Origin of the sequence: Rummeliibacillus pycnus (genome assembly GCF_002884495.1) — a bacterium.
Lineage (GTDB): Bacteria > Bacillota > Bacilli > Bacillales_A > Planococcaceae > Rummeliibacillus > Rummeliibacillus pycnus.
Window position 1 is genome coordinate 2,496,357 of record NZ_KZ614145.1, and the last position, 17,334, is coordinate 2,513,690.

Below are 17,334 nucleotides of genomic sequence, written 5' to 3' on the forward strand. Positions count from 1 at the left end.
ATCACTATCATAATAACAAAAAGAATAAGTATTGACCACCGTCTATACTTATTCTTTCAACAAATTGTTAATCGTATTCCTTACTTCAAAAATATCAAACGGCTTTGTAAAAAAATAACTTGCTCCAAGCTCTTTTGCATTTCGAATTAAGTCCATATCGCTATTTCCTGTCATCATGACAACCGGTAATGTTGCAAAAAGTTTTTTAATGTGTTTTAAAATTTCTAATCCGTTCATACCTGGAATCTTCATATCTAGTAAGACACAATCTAAACTTGTATTTTCTATATGCTGAATGGCCTCTGCCCCATTTGAGGCTAAGAATGTTTCATATCCCTCATTTTTAAAAACTTCTTTTAGCAGTAATCGTATGCCTTGTTGATCATCAACGATTAATATTTTTCTCATTATACTTCTACTCCTTACTTTGCCATCAATTTATAGTATTCGCGGTTATCTCATTTTCTCCTTCTTGAAGTTAAAAAAATCTACAATTTTCAATTTTGCAATTAAAATAATCCATCTCTATAATTAACATCATGAGGTGAATAGAATGTTAAAAATGTTATCTACTCAAGTTGGTGGATTACTTCAAAGAATTGCTACTAATCAAGAAGATGCAATAGAAGAATCTGCACGCTTATTAGCTCAAGCTGGTATTGGTGATGGTGTTGTTTACTTTGCATGCTTCAATGAGTTACAAGCCATTGAAATCAATGCTTTAAATGCCGCTGAGCCTTTCAAGAAATTACTTCCTTGGACAAAGGATGTGAAAATTACAGACTTAGATCGAGTATGTATTTTCACTCGTCATGCTAATCATCCCGATGCTTTAGCTCTAGCACATACTTTATATGAACGCTTTATCCCTTTTACTGTCGTTGCAAGTGAAAAAGAAGAGGATGCAAGTGAAATGGCAGATTTAGCATACACATATATTTCATTAGGAATTAATAAAGGTTTGCTACCAAATGAATTAGGCGAACGAAGTGTATTACCACATACTATGACAGCGCTATTTATCTACGAAGCCATTAAAATGTCTTATGATGAAATGTTAGCAGGATTATAAACTTTCTCAATTCCAACTCTTATAAAGGTAGTAAAAAGCCAGACTCTCCAATAAGAGTCTGGCTTTTATTAGAATTGACTATTTAACTGATGCTCCGATGAAATCACGGAATAAAGGTTGTGGACGATTTGGACGAGATTTAAATTCTGGGTGGAATTGAGATGCCACGAAGAATTTATTCCCTGGTAATTCAATAATTTCAACTAAACGTCCATCAGGTGAAGTACCTGAGAAGACTAAACCTTCTGCTTCCATTGCTTCACGATATTCGTTATTAAATTCATAACGATGACGGTGACGTTCATAAACTAACTCATCGTCATAGATTTTTGCTGCAATTGAATCATCTTTTAGTTTACATGGGTATAAACCAAGACGAAGTGTACCACCTAAATCTTCTACGTCTTTTTGTTCTGGCAATAAATCAATGATTGGGTATTTTGTTTCTGGATTTAATTCTGTAGAATGTGCACCTTCAAGACCAAGTACATTGCGTGCAAATTCAATTGTTGCAAGTTGCATACCTAGACAAATCCCTAAGAATGGTACGTTGTTTTCACGTGCATATTGAATAGCAAGAATTTTACCTTCAACACCACGATCGCCGAAACCACCTGGTACTAGGACACCGTCTGCATCTTCCAGTAATTCTTTTACATTTTCAGGTGTTACATGTTCTGCATTGATAGCATTTACTTCAATATCAGTGTCAAATGCATATCCAGCATGTTTAAGTGCTTCAACAACTGAAATATATGCATCTTGTAATTCTACATATTTACCTACAAGAGCAATTTTTGTTGTTTTTTTCAAGTTTTTCACTTTGTTAACAAGTGCTTTCCAATCTTCCATATCAGCTTCTGGAGCTTGAATACCAAAGTGATCTAGTACGATATCATCTAAATCTTGAGCTTGTAGAGCTAAAGGAATTTCATATAAATGATCTGCATCTACACATTCAATGACTTCATGTGGTTTCACGTCGCAGAATAGCGCTAGTTTTTCTTTCATTTCTTGAGGAACTGGGCGATCTGTACGTACAACAAGAATATTTGGTTGAATACCTAAAGAACGTAATTCTTTTACTGAGTGTTGTGTTGGTTTTGTTTTTAATTCGCCAGCTGCTGCAATATAAGGAATTAGTGTACAGTGTAAATATAGTACATTCTCATTTCCAAGATCTCTTTTCATTTGACGAATAGCTTCAAGGAATGGCAATGATTCGATATCCCCTACTGTACCACCCACTTCAGTGATCACGATATCTGCATTTGTTTCTCTTCCTGCTCTTTGAATACGATCTTTGATTTCATTTGTGATATGTGGGATAACTTGTACAGTTCCACCGTTATAATCACCACGACGTTCTTTTTTCAATACAGTAGAATATACTTTACCTGAAGTAACAGTTGAATGTTTTCCCAAGTTAATATCGATAAAACGTTCATAGTGACCAAGGTCTAAGTCTGTTTCCGCACCGTCATCTGTTACAAATACTTCACCATGTTGATAAGGACTCATTGTTCCTGGGTCGATATTGATATACGGGTCAAATTTTTGAATTGTTACGTCTAATCCACGATTTTTTAATAAACGTCCTAATGATGCTGCTGTAATACCTTTGCCGAGTGATGAAACTACGCCACCGGTTACAAAAATATATTTAGTCAATGCAAATTCCTCCTTGATGGTAGTGTTTCTTAAACACCTATAAAAAATACAAAAAACGCCCCTCCCGCAATAAATTGCAGGGGGAGCGTATTACTTATACGGTCATTCTCCTTTTTTAAGGAGCCCAAGTAAAAGGGTAAATGATAATACCTAAGTTGTCAAGATATTATTCTTTTTCTTTATCTTCTAATTCATCAATGTCTAAATCTTCATCTTCATCTTCAATTTCAAATTCTTCATCTTCGATTTCAATATCTTCATCTAAATCTTCGTCTTCAATTTCATCAATATCGGCATTATCAAAATCATCATCTTCGATTTCTTCTTCATCATCGTCGATAAATTCATCGAAGTCTTCATCAAATTCGATATCTTCATCATCAAGTTCGTCAAGTTCTTCTTCATCAACAACTTTAGATTTTTTCTTACGGACTTTAACAGTTGGAGCAGTTTCTTCCTCCACTTGATCAATTGCATACCATTCGCGGATTCCCCAACGATTTTCTCCTAATACAATAAAACGACCATCAATATTAATATCTGTATAGAATTGGATCGCCAATGTTTTCATTTCTTCTGCTGTACGAGCACCTAAATCTTGAATAGCTTGCATAATTTCAGCAAATGCCAATGGTTGATGTTTTTCTTCTAAGATAGCGTAAGCTAAGTTTATTAATGATTCCTCTGTTAACTGTTCTTGATTTAAATCACGAAGGTTCAATTCGTGCACGTCCTTTCTTCTTCATAAACATAATATCCATTATATACAATTATACTTATTTTTCGCTACAATCAATTCTTCTTTTTTTCGATTCGCAAACGATTAAATCCATAGATAAACAAATATATTGCGAGAAGAAGGAATGAAATAGCCCCTAATTGCTTATCATATATATAATAAGTCAGTATAAAGCACAATATAATAATCATGAAATGTATCACGATTTTCACTGTACCGTCACTCCTTCAATATAGTCTAATCAGTATTCTATAAATTGAAACTCTTTATCAGTAAGGTTTACTTCATCCCCGATAATGCGGGATAAAAGTGAAAAAGAAGGCCTAATCAATTGACTAGACACTTCGTAGTATATTATTTAACTCAAAAGCTTATATTTTTAAATTTACTCCGTTGAATAAGCATACTCCTCAATTGCTTATTCGTAAAGTAGGTGAACAAGAAAACTGATTAATGACTAAATGATTGAGTGATTTTTTGTTTTCATAAACAAATTTAGTACTATTATACATGCTATATATTATTATGAGCTATTTATAGCTAATCAATTCATATCGTTACTACTTAGCCTACTATTGATAGATTTTACTGCCATTATTACGATCCAGTTCTACTAGCCCCTTTATCACTGAAAACTAGAAGTACTATAGTTTCCTCCAGCTTTGATTTCAAACCCTCTTACATATTCCGTCTATATTGTCCACCAACTTCGTATAAAGCATTGGTGATTTGTCCAAGGCTTGCTACTTTTACGGTTTGCATAAGTTCTTCAAAAATATTGCCACCTTGTTTAGCTGTTTCTTTTAGACGTTGTAACGCAACAACTGCTTCATCTGCGTGTTGTTGTTGGAAGTGACGCAAGTTTTGAATTTGTGCGTTTTTCTCCTCTTTTGATGCTCGAGCGATTTCCATACTGTTAATTGTTTCTTCAGATGGTGGGTTTGGATTTAAATAAGTATTCACCCCGATAATTGGCAATTCTCCTGAATGTTTTAATGATTCGTAGTGCATTGACTCTTCTTGAATTTTGCCTCGTTGATATTGTGTTTCCATAGCACCAAGTACGCCACCTCGATCATTCATGCGATCAAACTCCGCAAGCACTGCTTCTTCCACAAGTTCTGTCAATTCTTCAATAATAAAAGATCCCTGTAACGGATTTTCATTTTTTGTTAAGCCATGTTCTTTTGTAATAATCATTTGAATGGCCATCGCACGACGAACAGATTCTTCTGTTGGTGTGGTAATAGCTTCATCATACGCATTTGTGTGTAAAGAGTTACAGTTATCGTGTAATGCCATTAGTGCTTGCAATGTTGTGCGTATATCATTGAAGTCAATTTCTTGTGCATGCAAACTTCTTCCTGATGTTTGAATATGATACTTCAATTTTTGGCTACGTTCATTTGCTCCATATAAATCACGCATTGTTATTGCCCAAATACGACGTGCTACGCGACCAATTACGCTATATTCTGGATCAAGTCCATTTGAGAAAAAGAATGAAAGATTTGGTGCGAAATCATCAATATGCATGCCACGACTTAGATAGTATTCAACATACGTAAAACCATTTGCTAATGTGAAAGCAAGCTGCGAAATCGGATTTGCTCCTGCTTCTGCAATATGATAGCCAGAGATCGATACTGAATAATAATTGCGAACTTTTTCATCTATAAAGAATTGCTGAATATCCCCCATCATACGAAGTGCAAACTCTGTTGAGAAGATACACGTATTTTGCCCTTGGTCCTCTTTTAAAATATCTGCTTGCACTGTACCGCGTACTACGTTTAAAGTTTGGGATCTTGTTTCAACAAATTCTTCTACTGTTAATGTACGGCCAAGCTCTTGTTCACGTAATTTCACCTGTTGATCAATAGCAGTATTCATAAACATCGCTAAAATTATTGGAGCAGGTCCATTGATTGTCATTGATACAGATGTTGAAGGTGCACATAAATTAAATCCTGCATAGAGTTTCTTCATATCTTCTAACGTACAAACACTAACACCAGATTCCCCCACTTTCCCATAGATATCTGGTCGCTCGTCCGGATCTTCTCCATATAAAGTAACAGAGTCAAATGCAGTTGATAAACGCTTTGCATCGTCATCCTTTGATAAATAATGGAACCTACGATTAGTTCGTTCTGGAGTACCTTCACCAGCAAATTGACGTTTTGGATCTTCACCTTGTCGTTTAAACGGAAATACTCCTGCAGTATAAGGGAATGATCCTGGGACATTTTCTGCATAAACCCAGCGAAGAATTTCACCGTAATCCACAAATTTCGGTAATACAACTTTAGGTATCTTCAAACCTGATAAACTTGTAGTTGTTAATAATGTACGAATCTCTTTATCTCTCACTTTGGTTACAAGTTCATCACTACTATAATTTTCCTTCAACGTCTTCCAATTCTCTAAAATTTGTTTCGATTGTGTAGTTAGTTGATCTTTTACACCATTGATCAATTGTTGTAATGAATGTATAAGTGCATCATCTGGTGATTTCTCTTGTACCAAATTAAGTGATCCTTCTAATTGGAATAGTTTTCTTGCTAGTCCCACTTGTTGTTCGGCTTTTTTATGATATCCACGAACTGTTTCTGAAATTTCTCGTAAATAGTATCGACGTTCGTTTGGTATAATGACATTTTGTTTTTGTGTTTTAACAAATTGCTCATAGGATGTTTGCCAATTGGAGCCACATTTTTCATTTATAACTTGAATCAATGCAGCAAATAAGGAGTTTGTTCCTTTATCATTAAATTGGCTAGCAATTGTTCCATAAACAGGCATTTCATCAAGATCCTTATTCCACAATTCACGACTGCGTTGATACTGTTTCTGTACTTGACGTAATGCGTCCTCTGAACCTTTTCTTTCAAATTTATTGATTACGATTAAATCTGCAAAGTCAATCATATCAATTTTTTCTAGTTGAGTAGGTGCTCCAAACTCACTTGTCATCACATACATTGATAAATCTGAAACGGTTGTAATCGCAGCATCTCCTTGCCCAATTCCACTCGTTTCAACCACAATCAAATCAAATCCAGCAACTTTCACTATTTCTAATACATCACCAAGCGACGAAGATAGTTCTGTATGTGAATTACGTGTTGCTAGACTACGCATATACACGCGATTGTTGAAGATTGCGTTCATACGAATTCGGTCGCCTAGTAAAGCACCACCCGTTTTCTGTTTCGTAGGATCAATAGATACAATGGCGATTTTCTTATCTGGAAATTCGTGTAGGAAGCGACGAATTAATTCATCCGTTAATGAACTTTTCCCTGCTCCACCTGTACCTGTGATTCCTAATACCGGCGTTTTTTTAGATAGTTCCTTAGCCGTTTGTAATAATTCAATAACTTCAGGATTTTCCCCTTCTTCAACTGCTGTTATTAATTGTGCTAGTATTTCAGGCGTTTCCGTATTTAGTTGTAATAACTTATCAACCAAACCTTCTTTCACAGTAGAAAAATCACTTTTTTCAATCATTTTGTTGATCATACCTTGTAACCCTAGTGCTAAGCCATCTTCTGGAGAAAACAAATTTTTTACACCGTACTCTTGAAGTTCTTTAATTTCTTTTGGCAGAATAACACCGCCGCCTCCACCAAAAATACCAATATGAGGCGCCCCTTTTTCCATAAGGAGGTCGTGCATATATTTAAAATACTCCATATGACCACCTTGATAGGAAGAAATGGCAATTCCTTGTGCATCTTCTTGAATTGCAGCATTTACAACTTCCTCAACTGAGCGATTATGACCTAGATGGATTACCTCGACTCCACTTGATTGTAAAATGCGTCGCATGATATTAATGGATGCATCATGGCCATCAAATAAACTTGATGCCGTTACGAAACGTACGTGATTTCGTGGTCTATAAACTTCTACCTTTGTCATTTTATATATCCCCCTTATAAATAAACGCTTTCTCCCTATAGAAAATGCAAGGTAAAGAAAACAACAATCATCTCACTGTTTGTGTTTATCTTCCTTGCATCCCTAAAAACCTCTATGCTTTAATACCATTTAATAGAATTTGTGTTTGCATTTTAATATAGTCTTTTATTTTAAAATTCTTACGCCATGCCCATCGTCGGAAGGACCACGCCTGACCTTGAAGTACGATTTGATGCGCAAGTAGTTTTATTTCTTTTTTAGACATTTCTATTTCATCTGATTTGACACAACCTGCTAACAGAGTTTCAAAAAGTCCTACCATCTCAATTTCTTTCGTTAGTACGTATTCAAGAGCATCTTTTGGTAAAGATTTCGATTCTTGATACATGACAAGCATTTCGTCTTGCATATCATCTACAAGTAAATAGTATTGATGAATGGCAGAAATTAAACCTTCCATCGTAGCTTCATGTTGTTGGATCGGTTCTAATCTTTTTCGAACTTCTAAATAAATGTTGTCACATACGAGATAGAGTATATCTTCTTTCGTACGGATGTATTCATAGAGTGTGCCTATACTGAAGCCCGCTTCTTTGGCGATTTCTCTTGTCGTCGTTCGATGAAAGCCTTTTTCTTTAAAGAGACGAACAGCTGCATGAATCACTTCCGTTCGCCTTTTTTCTATTAAACTTTCATCTTTGATAGATGTGTGAATCTGCCTTTTGCGTTCTTTTGCCATATATTATTTTAAAAGCATACGAGAGATCACGAGACGTTGGATTTCTTGAGTACCCTCGTAAATTTGAGTAATTTTTGCATCACGCATAAAACGTTCTACTGGATATTCTTTTGTATATCCGTAACCGCCAAAAACTTGAACTGCTTCAGTTGTCACTTTCATTGCAGTATCTCCAGCCATTAATTTAGCCATTGCAGATTGTTTTCCATAAGATAGATTATTTGATTCTAGCCATGCTGCTTGGTAGGTTAATAGTCTTGAAGCTTCTGTAGCAGTTGCCATATCTGCTAATTTAAATGATATACCTTGGTTAGCTGAAATCGGTTTACCAAATTGTACACGTTCTTTTGAGTAGGCTACTGCTGCATCTAATGCGCCTTGCGCGATACCAACAGCTTGAGCTGCAATACCATTTCGTCCACCGTCTAATGTTTTCATCGCAATCTTGAAGCCTTCCCCTTCTGCTCCAAGTAAGTTTTCCTTTGGCACACGGCAGTTATCAAAAATAATTTCTGTTGTAGGTGATGAACGAATGCCCATTTTCTTTTCTTTTTTACCTACAGAGAAGCCCTCAAAATCAGCTTCCACAATAAATGCTGAAGTACTATTTTTAGCATCAGGATCCGTTACTGCAAAGACAACATAAATATCTGCAATCCCACCATTTGTGATAAAAATTTTAGAACCGTTTAATATGTAATGGTCCCCATCTAATCTTGCTGTTGTTTTCATACCACCAGCATCTGAACCCGAACCTGGTTCTGTTAAACCGTAAGCTCCAATTTTCTTTCCTTCTGCCATTGGACGCAAATATTTTTGTTTTTGCTCTTCTGTGCCAAATTTATAAACTGGCCATCCAGCAAGAGAGGTATGCGCTGAAAGTGTAACAGCTGTTGAAGCACATACACGTGCTAATTCTTCTACTGCAATTACGTAAGCTAAATAATCTGAACCAATACCACCGTATTCTTCTGGCCAAGGAATCCCTGTTAAACCTAGCTCCGCCATTTGGTTAAAAATTGCACGATCGAATGTTTCATTTTCATCGCGTTCTGCAGCAGTAGGTGCTACTTCGTTTACAGCAAAATCTCTTACCATTTTTCTTATCATTTCATGTTCTTCAGATAGTGTAAAGTTCATCCCATATTTCCCCTTTGATTTATATATTTTTTAAAACATATTGTTTTGTCCTTTATAGACATCTCGAAATGACTATTCTCTGAATTTCACTTGTTCCTTCATAGATTTCCGTTACTTTCGCATCGCGGAAGTAGCGTTCTACTGGATAATCTTCTGTATATCCATAGCCTCCAAATATTTGGATTGCTTCGGTAGTTACATCAACAGCTGTTTTGGAAGCAAAAAGTTTTGCCATTGATGCTTCCTTTTGACAAGGTTTCCCCGTTGCTCGTAAGTTTGCTGCTTTATAGACTAGTAATTTTGCTGCTTCAATGGTTGTAGCCATATCTGCCAATTTAAATGAAATTCCTTGATTTGTTGCTATCGGTTTTCCAAATTGTTTACGTTCAGCTGCATACCTTGTTGCCTCTTCTAAAGCTGCTTCTGCAATCCCCAAGCTTTGTGCAGCTATTCCGATACGTCCAACATCTAAATTTGCCATCGCAATTTTAAAGCCTTCTCCTTCATTACCAAGTAAATTGTGAGCTGGGACTTTCATTTGATCGAATGTAAGCTGAACTGTTCTAGAACCATGTAGACCCATTTTCTTTTCATTTTTGCCGATTATTAAGCCTGGAGTATCTTTTTCAACGATGAATGCTGAGATCCCTTTTGTACCCTCTAATGGATTAGTAGTAGCAAAGACGATGTAAACATCTGCCTCTCCGCCATTAGTAATAAACACTTTTGAACCATTCAGTTCGTAATAATCTCCAACTTTTACTGCTCTCGTTTTCAATGACCCTGCGTCAGATCCTGACGAAGGTTCTGTTAAGCAAAATGCACCCAAGTATTCTCCTGAAGAAAGTTTTGGAATGTAACGGTTTTTTTGTTCCTCATTACCAAAATAGAGAATAGGATTTGTTCCGACCGATGTATGCACAGACAAAATCACCCCGATGACTGCACTTACTTTAGATAATTCGTTAATAGCGATAATATAGGATGTGAAATCCATTTCAGAACCGCCATATTTTGCAGGAGTTGTGATGCCCATAAGCCCTAGCTCTCCCATCTTTGCTAGAATATCACGTGGAAAACCCCCATTTTCCATATAACTGACTTGTGGTGCGATTACATCCTTTGCAAAATCACGAACCATATTGCGCATCATCAATTGTTCTTCCGTGAACTGTAAATTCATGATGAATCTCCCCTTTATACTGCATTAACAGGCAGTAATACCCCGACCTCAAGTTGAAGAGAGAAGTAAAGAAAATGGACTGCCCGTAAAACCCGATTGGTTCGGTCCAACAGGATGTTGGACACTTAGTTGACACAGGACTTGGCGAAATGAAACTGAGTTCTTTATCCAGTGGGATGAAGAACTCCTCTGATGGAATGCTCATTTTATGAAGGCATTTTTCTTCCTATTCATAAACGTAGAAGCCTCTCCCAGCTTTTTTACCTAACCAACCAGCCTTGACGTATTTTCTTAACAATGGACAAGGACGATATTTGCTATCACCAAATCCTTCATACAACGTTTCCATAATATATAAACATGTATCGAGGCCAATGAAATCTGCTAACGTTAATGGTCCCATTGGATGGTTCATACCAAGTTTCATCACTTCATCGATAGCTTCTTTTGTTGCTACACCTTCATAAAGTGTATAGATTGCTTCATTTATCATTGGCATTAAAACACGATTCGCAACAAATCCAGGGAAATCATTAACCTCTACAGGTACCTTTTCGAGTTTTTTGGTTAATACTTCAATCATGTTATACACTTCATCTGTTGTTGCGAGACCACGTATGATTTCTACAAGCTTCATGACTGGTACTGGATTCATAAAATGCATACCGATTACTTGTTCTGGACGTTTTGTTACGGCTGCAATTTCTGTAATCGGTAAGGATGAAGTGTTAGAAGCTAAAATGGTATGCTTTGGTGTGATTTCATCTAGCTGTTTAAAAATAGATTGCTTGATTTCCATATTTTCTACAGCTGCTTCTATCACTAGATCCACATCGTTTGCATCACTAAGAGATAAAGATTTGGTAATTCTCTCTAAAATAGTGTCTTTTTCATCTTCAGTGATACGACCTTTTACAACATTTCTAGAAAGGTTTTGAGCGATTGTTTGAATACCTCTTGCAAAAGATTCTTCACTAATATCATTAAGTTTGACATTTAGTCCTGCTTGAGCACAAACTTGCGCAATACCCGAACCCATTTGTCCTGCACCGATTACCATTACGTGTTGTATTGTCATTTCTCCACTCCCTTTTGTGTTGGAACTTCAATCATGATGGCATCCCCTTGACCACCACCAGAACAAATAGCTGCAATTCCTAGTCCTCCACCTCGACGCTTTAATTCATATGCTAGGGTTAAAACAATTCTTGCCCCTGAAGCGCCTATTGGATGACCTAATGCTACAGCTCCACCATTGACATTGACCTTTTCAGCATCAAGTTCAGCAATTTTACTACTTGCAAGTGCTACTGCAGCAAAGGCTTCATTGATTTCAAACAAATCAATATCCTCTAATGTCTTACCTGTCTTTTCTAAAATTTTGTTGATTACGAGTCCTGGTGTTTGTGGAAAATCATTCGGTTCTACACCAACTTCCGCATGACCAACGATATAAGCAATTGGAGACAAATGATGATCTTCAGCATATTGTTCACTTGTAACAACAACTGCACATGCACCATCGTTTACCCCTGGAGCATTACCCGCTGTAATCGTACCATCCTTGCTAAAGGCTGATTTTAATTTTGCAAGAATTTCTAACGATGTGTCTTTTCTCGGCGCTTCATCAGTATCAACTAGAATGTCATTACCTTTTCTTTGTGGAATCGCCACTTCTACAATTTCTTCAGCGAATTTTCCGTCTTCAATTGCTTGTATTGCTCTTTGATGACTTCGTAATGCCCACTCATCTTGCGTTTCTCTAGTCAGTTCGAATTTCTCTGCTGTCTCGTCCCCATATGTGCCCATATGTACATGTTGTGGATGAAATGCACATGAAAGACCATCATAAACCATACCATCAACTAGTGTTGCGTCTCCCATTCGCAAACCAAATCGACCCTTTGGTAAATAATATGGTGCATTAGACATCGACTCCATTCCGCCAGCTACAATAACTCTTTCCTCACCAAGTCTGATCAGTTGATCTGCAAGCGTTATACTACGCAAACCTGATGCACAGACTTTGTTGATTGTTTCTGTTTTTACAGAGTATGGAATTCCTGCCTTCGAAGCTGCTTGTCGTGAAGGAATTTGCCCTTGCCCTGCTTGTAAAACTGTTCCCATAATGACTTCATCTACTTGCGTCGCTCCAATATTGGAACGTTTTAATGCTTCTTTTATTGCTACACCACCTAAATCACTGGCAGTTAAAGAACTAAGTTTTCCACCAAGTTTTCCGAAGGCTGTTCGTGCTCCATCAATAATTACCGCTTTCTGCAAGTTTGACACCCCTTTTAAATTGTCATTGGATACGCTTACACAGTCTGAATAAAGAAAACGAGTGCTCGAAATTTTAGGTTGACTGAACGCTCGCTCAATAAAACTTTAGAAAAAAAGAGAGGGCACTTGCTCTCTCTTTTTCACTTGTAAATATTGTATAAAACTTTTAACTTTTATGCAATATGTTATTTTTTTCTGCTTATTACACCATTTCTTCTAGCGGTTCTGTTGGAATTTGAACTTCACCACATACGGATCTTTCTAGTAATTCAGCGATATCATACGTGCCTACTTGTTCCTCAACTTCTTTTGCCTTTGTCCCATCAGATAGCATCGTTAAACAGTAAGGACATCCAGAAGAAATAATTGTTGGATTTACTGCTAGTGCTTGTTCTGTACGTGCTACATTAATTCGGTTACCAACATGTTCTTCCATCCACATTAAACCGCCACCTGCACCACAACACATAGCAGTTTCACGATTACGTTCCATTTCCACTAATTTTACACCAGGAATTGATTTTAAAATTTCGCGTGGTGCATCATACACATTATTGTATCGACCTAAGTAGCAAGAATCATGGAACGTGATTGTTTCTTTCACTTCATACTGTGGTTTTAGGCGACCTTGTTGGACTAGTTCAAATAACAACTCCGTATGGTGGTACACTTCTCCATTCCATCCAAAATCACTATATTCATTTTTGAAAATATTATAGGCATGCGGATCGATTGTAATAATTTTCGTAATACCTGCTTTTTCGAATTCCTTAATATTTGCTTCAGCAAGTTCTTGGAATAAAAACTCATTTCCTAAACGGCGCGGTGTATCACCAGAGTTCTTTTCCTTATTCCCTAAAATTGCAAACTTTACACCTGCTTCATTCATCAAGTGAGCAAATGCTAATGCAATTTTTTGTGAACGGTTATCAAAAGACCCCATAGAACCTACCCAGAAAAGATACTCGATTTCTTCACCTGCTTTTGAAGCTTCTTTTACTGTTGGAATATGCACATCTGGACGAGCATCTCTCCAATTTTCTTTTTCTTTACGGTTGATTCCCCAAGGATTTCCTTGACGTTCGATATTCGTCATTGCACGCTGAGCATCAGGATTTACGCGTCCTTCTGTCATTGTTAAATAACGGCGAAGGTCAATAATTTTCTCAACATGTTCATTTAGAACTGGACATTGGTCTTCACAGTTACGGCAAGTAGTACATGCCCAAATTTCTTCTTCTGTAATAACATCACCAATTAATGATGGACTGTAGACATCTTCAATCGTTACACCCTCTGCACCGGCAGCAATCGCAAGTTGATTTCCTTGTGTATTTTTGAAAAACAGTTTCGGTACCCATGGTTGTTGATGAGTTTGTACAGCACCAGTAAATGTTAGATGATCACGAAGCTTTGTCATTAAATCCATTGGCGATAGCATTTTACCTGTACCACTTGCCGGACACATGTTGGTACAACGTCCACACTCTACGCAAGCATAGAGATCAATTAGTTGAAGTTGTGTGAAATCCTCAATTTTCCCAACACCAAAAGAAGGTACTTCCTCTGATTCTTCATCTTCATTTTCTAACGCCTCAAAATCAATTGGTGTAAGTTTACCAACCGGTGTTAAACGATTAAAGTAAACGTTTACAGGACCTGCGATTAAGTGTGCATGTTTTGATTGTGGCACGTACACTAAGAATGTTAATAAAATGATAAGATGGATCCACCACATGATAAAGAATACAGTTGTTGCTGCTACTGGTGGTAAGAAGCCAAATGCTGTACCGATTAATGAGGCAACTGGCTCTGACCAAGTAGCTTCTTCACCGTGCCAAATCATGCCCATTCCATTACCAACAAGTACAGAAACCATTAAACCACCGATAAAAATTAATACAAGTCCGGATTTTAAACCTCTTTTTAGACGAACAAGCTTTTCAATATAACGGCGGTAAAACGCCCAAACAACTGCAACTAATATAACTAACGTTACAAGTTCTTGGAAGAAAGTAAAATACGGATAAACTGGTCCAAGTGGTAAATGTGAACCTGGCTTTAAACCTTTCCAGATAAAATCTATTGCGCCAAGTTGTACTAATATAAATCCATAGAAAAACATAACATGGATGGCACCACTCTTTTTATCCTTCAACAATTTCTTTTGTCCAAAAACATACACCCATATTTTTTGCAACCTTGCTTTAACATTGTTATCGAATTCAACTTTTTTCCCCATTTTGATGAATTGATAACGTGTCTTTACTAAGTACGTGAACAGCCCTAATCCATATGCGACTACAGCTAAAAATAAAATCCAGTTGATGATTAATAGTGGATTCATTTCCCTTCCCCCCTAAGTTGCTTCTTAAACTTCGCCTACCAGAAAGTAGATTATTAGAAAAATATTGTTTTCAATATTGTAAAATATGAATGAGCATTCAGTCAATCAAATTTCAAAATACCATACAAATATTTCTCTAAAATTATTAAAATTTCTCCCTTAATTAATAATCTTGAAGTTAATTCAATATTCTATCATATTCATGTACAAATATACTATGTTATTTTTCACAATAAAATTATAAAAATACATTAAAAATTCTAAAGTAAGGAATTTTTAATAGACTTAGATTGTCTGAAAGGTATCGAAATGAAGTTCTCTCGATATCTTTTAAATGATGAATAATTTATTTATCCAAAAAGAAAAAGACTGTAGCAAGCTTGAAAATCTCCAAGTTTTCTACAGTCTCTTAAATTTATTTTAAATAGAATTTGATTGATGAATCAATTATTCATTCATAACAATTGGTTGTAATAATTTTCCGAAAAACTGTTTTGCTTGTTGGACTTTTTCCTCATAAATACCAACTAAAACAACTGTTGAAGGCCCTGCAGATTCATATATATTGCATGCACATTCAAATGATTCTTCACCAAACAAAATTTGAAATTCTTTTGAGATTCCTTTAGATCCTACCGGCCAAATACGTCCGATAATATCTTGCTGAATTGCTTCAAAGATACACTTCATATCCGCGATATTTTCTGGTTCTGCCATTAATTTATCACCAACTAATGGCTTTCCAAAAGTAAACCATTTAAGACATTGAACAGGTGGAACTTCATTCATACATTTACCAATCATTGTGATAGCTACCCCTGATTGCAATGTTGTTATATTTGATTCAGTACTACCTGTTATTCTAGGTACTGGTATGTCAATTTCTTCAAATAGCCGTTCGATGCCATTCATATAACGTTCCCATGCCTCTTCATCACTGAAGTTGTGTAAAATAATCGCTTCGGGTATTGCACCCTCTGCCCATTGTTCAAGCAATGTCACGCGAGCAGAAAAATAGCTTGTTACATCATCTGGAACATTTATAACATCTAACTTCTTCTGCCCAATAGCCCCAGAATTGTCGGTTGTTACGATAATGCCATTCGACAATTGTAATGCATTTCTCATCTATTCATGAACCTCTCTTCTTGCTAAAGCCTTTGATAATATAGGCAGACAGATCCACGCAATTACGACATTAATAATTGTTGTTATTAAAATTCCCGGTGTTACTCCATAGAACATTTTCGGTGAGATTAACCAATAAAATGGTAGAGGTGATAAAATACCATTAGCGATAATCGCAAATATCCACTTCGAAATTGAATGATTCTTCTGATGTAATCTTGTAAATCCCCAAACAACGATATACATTTCAAGAGCAATTAAAATATGGAATGGTCCATATGGAAAACCACCTACACCAGCTGAAACTATATGACCAATTGCTGCTGCAATTCCTGCTGCAGGCGCTGGTAAGAAAGCTGCTCCTAAAAATGCAGGGGCCGAATCAAGAGCAGCGGACGTAACCCCTACTGGAACCTTAATCATTGCCCCCACTGCACACAATGCAGATATCATAGCTGTTAACGTAATCAATCGTAATTTCATCTTATCTAATCCTTTGTTTTGTCTTTTCTTCCACCGTTTCTAAACACCTTGGCACCACGAATATATTCAATATCAGCAACATTTAGTCTAGAATTTACTACACGTGCTGCTGCAAATAAATAATCTGATAATCGATTTAAATATCGTTGTACAACTGTAGGGACATCTCCCTCTTTTGCATTTTTCAATAATGTCACCGTTTGACGTTCAGCACGTCTAGCAATCGTACGAGCAATATGCAAAGTTGCTGCTGCAGGTGATCCACCCGGTAGGATAAACTTCTCAAGCAACGGTGGTTCATCCATTAATAGATCAATTCGCTTTTCCATCTCTTCAATTGGTTCGTCTGTCATTTTGTAATGACGTTCTTTCATCACATTTGCCAAATCGCCACCACAATCAAACAATTCATTTTGGATATTTTCTAAATCTTGCAAGATATCTTGGAATGTTTCCTTATCTAGTTCTGTCATTGCTTTACCAATAAAAGAATTTAGCTCATCGATTGTGCCATATGCTTCTACTCGTAAATCATCTTTATCTACTCTTCCACCAATAATACTTGTTTTCCCTTTGTCACCTGTACGTGTGTATAAATTCATTTCTCATCCTTCTTTCTTTT

At 36.5% G+C, this 17,334-nt stretch carries 14 protein-coding genes; 1 reads left to right on the forward strand and 13 read right to left on the reverse strand.

The genetic code is table 11. The annotated features are described in order from the left end of the window. Window positions 1-48: 48 nt before the first annotated feature. Window positions 49-408 carry a response regulator gene (locus CEF14_RS12205; protein ID WP_281256515.1) on the reverse strand — a complete coding sequence of 120 codons (360 nt, stop codon included), beginning with the start codon at window positions 406-408 and terminating at the stop codon, window positions 49-51. Window positions 409-553: 145 nt separating this feature from the next. On the opposite strand from CEF14_RS12205, the gene CEF14_RS12210 reads away from it, so the two are divergent. After that, window positions 554-1,072 carry a DUF2529 family protein gene (locus tag CEF14_RS12210; protein ID WP_102693113.1) on the forward strand — a complete coding sequence of 173 codons (519 nt, stop codon included), beginning with the start codon at window positions 554-556 and terminating at the stop codon, window positions 1,070-1,072. 78 nt (window positions 1,073-1,150) lie between these two features. Here the strand turns inward: CEF14_RS12210 and CEF14_RS12215 are convergent, their stop codons facing one another. The 12 genes from CEF14_RS12215 to CEF14_RS12270 all read right to left on the reverse strand — a co-directional run bounded on the left by CEF14_RS12215 (window position 1,151) and on the right by CEF14_RS12270 (window position 17,314). Further along, entirely contained in the window at window positions 1,151-2,743 is a 1,593-nt protein-coding gene (locus CEF14_RS12215) for a CTP synthase (RefSeq protein WP_102693114.1), read from the reverse strand. A 166-nt stretch (window positions 2,744-2,909) separates the two neighbouring features. Beyond that, window positions 2,910-3,473, reverse strand: coding sequence for a DNA-directed RNA polymerase subunit delta (gene rpoE, locus CEF14_RS12220; RefSeq protein WP_102693115.1), 564 nt, complete (start codon window positions 3,471-3,473; stop codon window positions 2,910-2,912). 687 nt (window positions 3,474-4,160) lie between these two features. After that, the gene (icmF, locus tag CEF14_RS12225; protein WP_102693116.1) at window positions 4,161-7,409 is read right to left on the reverse strand and encodes a fused isobutyryl-CoA mutase/GTPase IcmF; all 3,249 of its coding nucleotides are present in this window, start codon (window positions 7,407-7,409) and stop codon (window positions 4,161-4,163) included. A 112-nt stretch (window positions 7,410-7,521) separates the two neighbouring features. Next, on the reverse strand, window positions 7,522-8,148 hold the full coding sequence (locus CEF14_RS12230; protein ID WP_102693117.1) for a TetR/AcrR family transcriptional regulator: 627 nt from the start codon (window positions 8,146-8,148) through the stop codon (window positions 7,522-7,524). A gap of 3 nt (window positions 8,149-8,151) precedes the next feature. Next, entirely contained in the window at window positions 8,152-9,288 is a 1,137-nt protein-coding gene (locus CEF14_RS12235) for an acyl-CoA dehydrogenase (RefSeq protein ID WP_102693118.1), read from the reverse strand. Window positions 9,289-9,340: 52 nt separating this feature from the next. Next, window positions 9,341-10,471 (reverse strand): acyl-CoA dehydrogenase, encoded by a 1,131-nt coding sequence (locus CEF14_RS12240; protein ID WP_102693119.1) that lies wholly within the window; start codon window positions 10,469-10,471, stop codon window positions 9,341-9,343. A 226-nt stretch (window positions 10,472-10,697) separates the two neighbouring features. Beyond that, window positions 10,698-11,549, reverse strand: coding sequence for a 3-hydroxybutyryl-CoA dehydrogenase (locus CEF14_RS12245; RefSeq protein ID WP_102693120.1), 852 nt, complete (start codon window positions 11,547-11,549; stop codon window positions 10,698-10,700). Further along, window positions 11,546-12,754: an acetyl-CoA C-acetyltransferase gene (locus tag CEF14_RS12250; RefSeq protein WP_102693121.1), complete on the reverse strand. Its 1,209-nt coding sequence runs from the start codon at window positions 12,752-12,754 to the stop codon at window positions 11,546-11,548. Before CEF14_RS12250 ends, CEF14_RS12245 begins: the two co-directional genes overlap by 4 nt. A gap of 202 nt (window positions 12,755-12,956) precedes the next feature. Further along, window positions 12,957-15,101, reverse strand: a complete 2,145-nt coding sequence (locus tag CEF14_RS12255; RefSeq protein ID WP_102693122.1) for a (Fe-S)-binding protein — start codon at window positions 15,099-15,101, stop codon at window positions 12,957-12,959. Window positions 15,102-15,548: 447 nt separating this feature from the next. Continuing rightward, the gene (locus CEF14_RS12260; protein ID WP_102693123.1) at window positions 15,549-16,229 is read right to left on the reverse strand and encodes a hypothetical protein; all 681 of its coding nucleotides are present in this window, start codon (window positions 16,227-16,229) and stop codon (window positions 15,549-15,551) included. Then, window positions 16,230-16,712 (reverse strand): ECF transporter S component, encoded by a 483-nt coding sequence (locus CEF14_RS12265; protein ID WP_102693124.1) that lies wholly within the window; start codon window positions 16,710-16,712, stop codon window positions 16,230-16,232. It abuts the gene before it with no gap. 5 nt (window positions 16,713-16,717) lie between these two features. Next, window positions 16,718-17,314: a cob(I)yrinic acid a,c-diamide adenosyltransferase gene (locus CEF14_RS12270; RefSeq protein ID WP_102693125.1), complete on the reverse strand. Its 597-nt coding sequence runs from the start codon at window positions 17,312-17,314 to the stop codon at window positions 16,718-16,720. Window positions 17,315-17,334 lie beyond the last annotated feature (20 nt).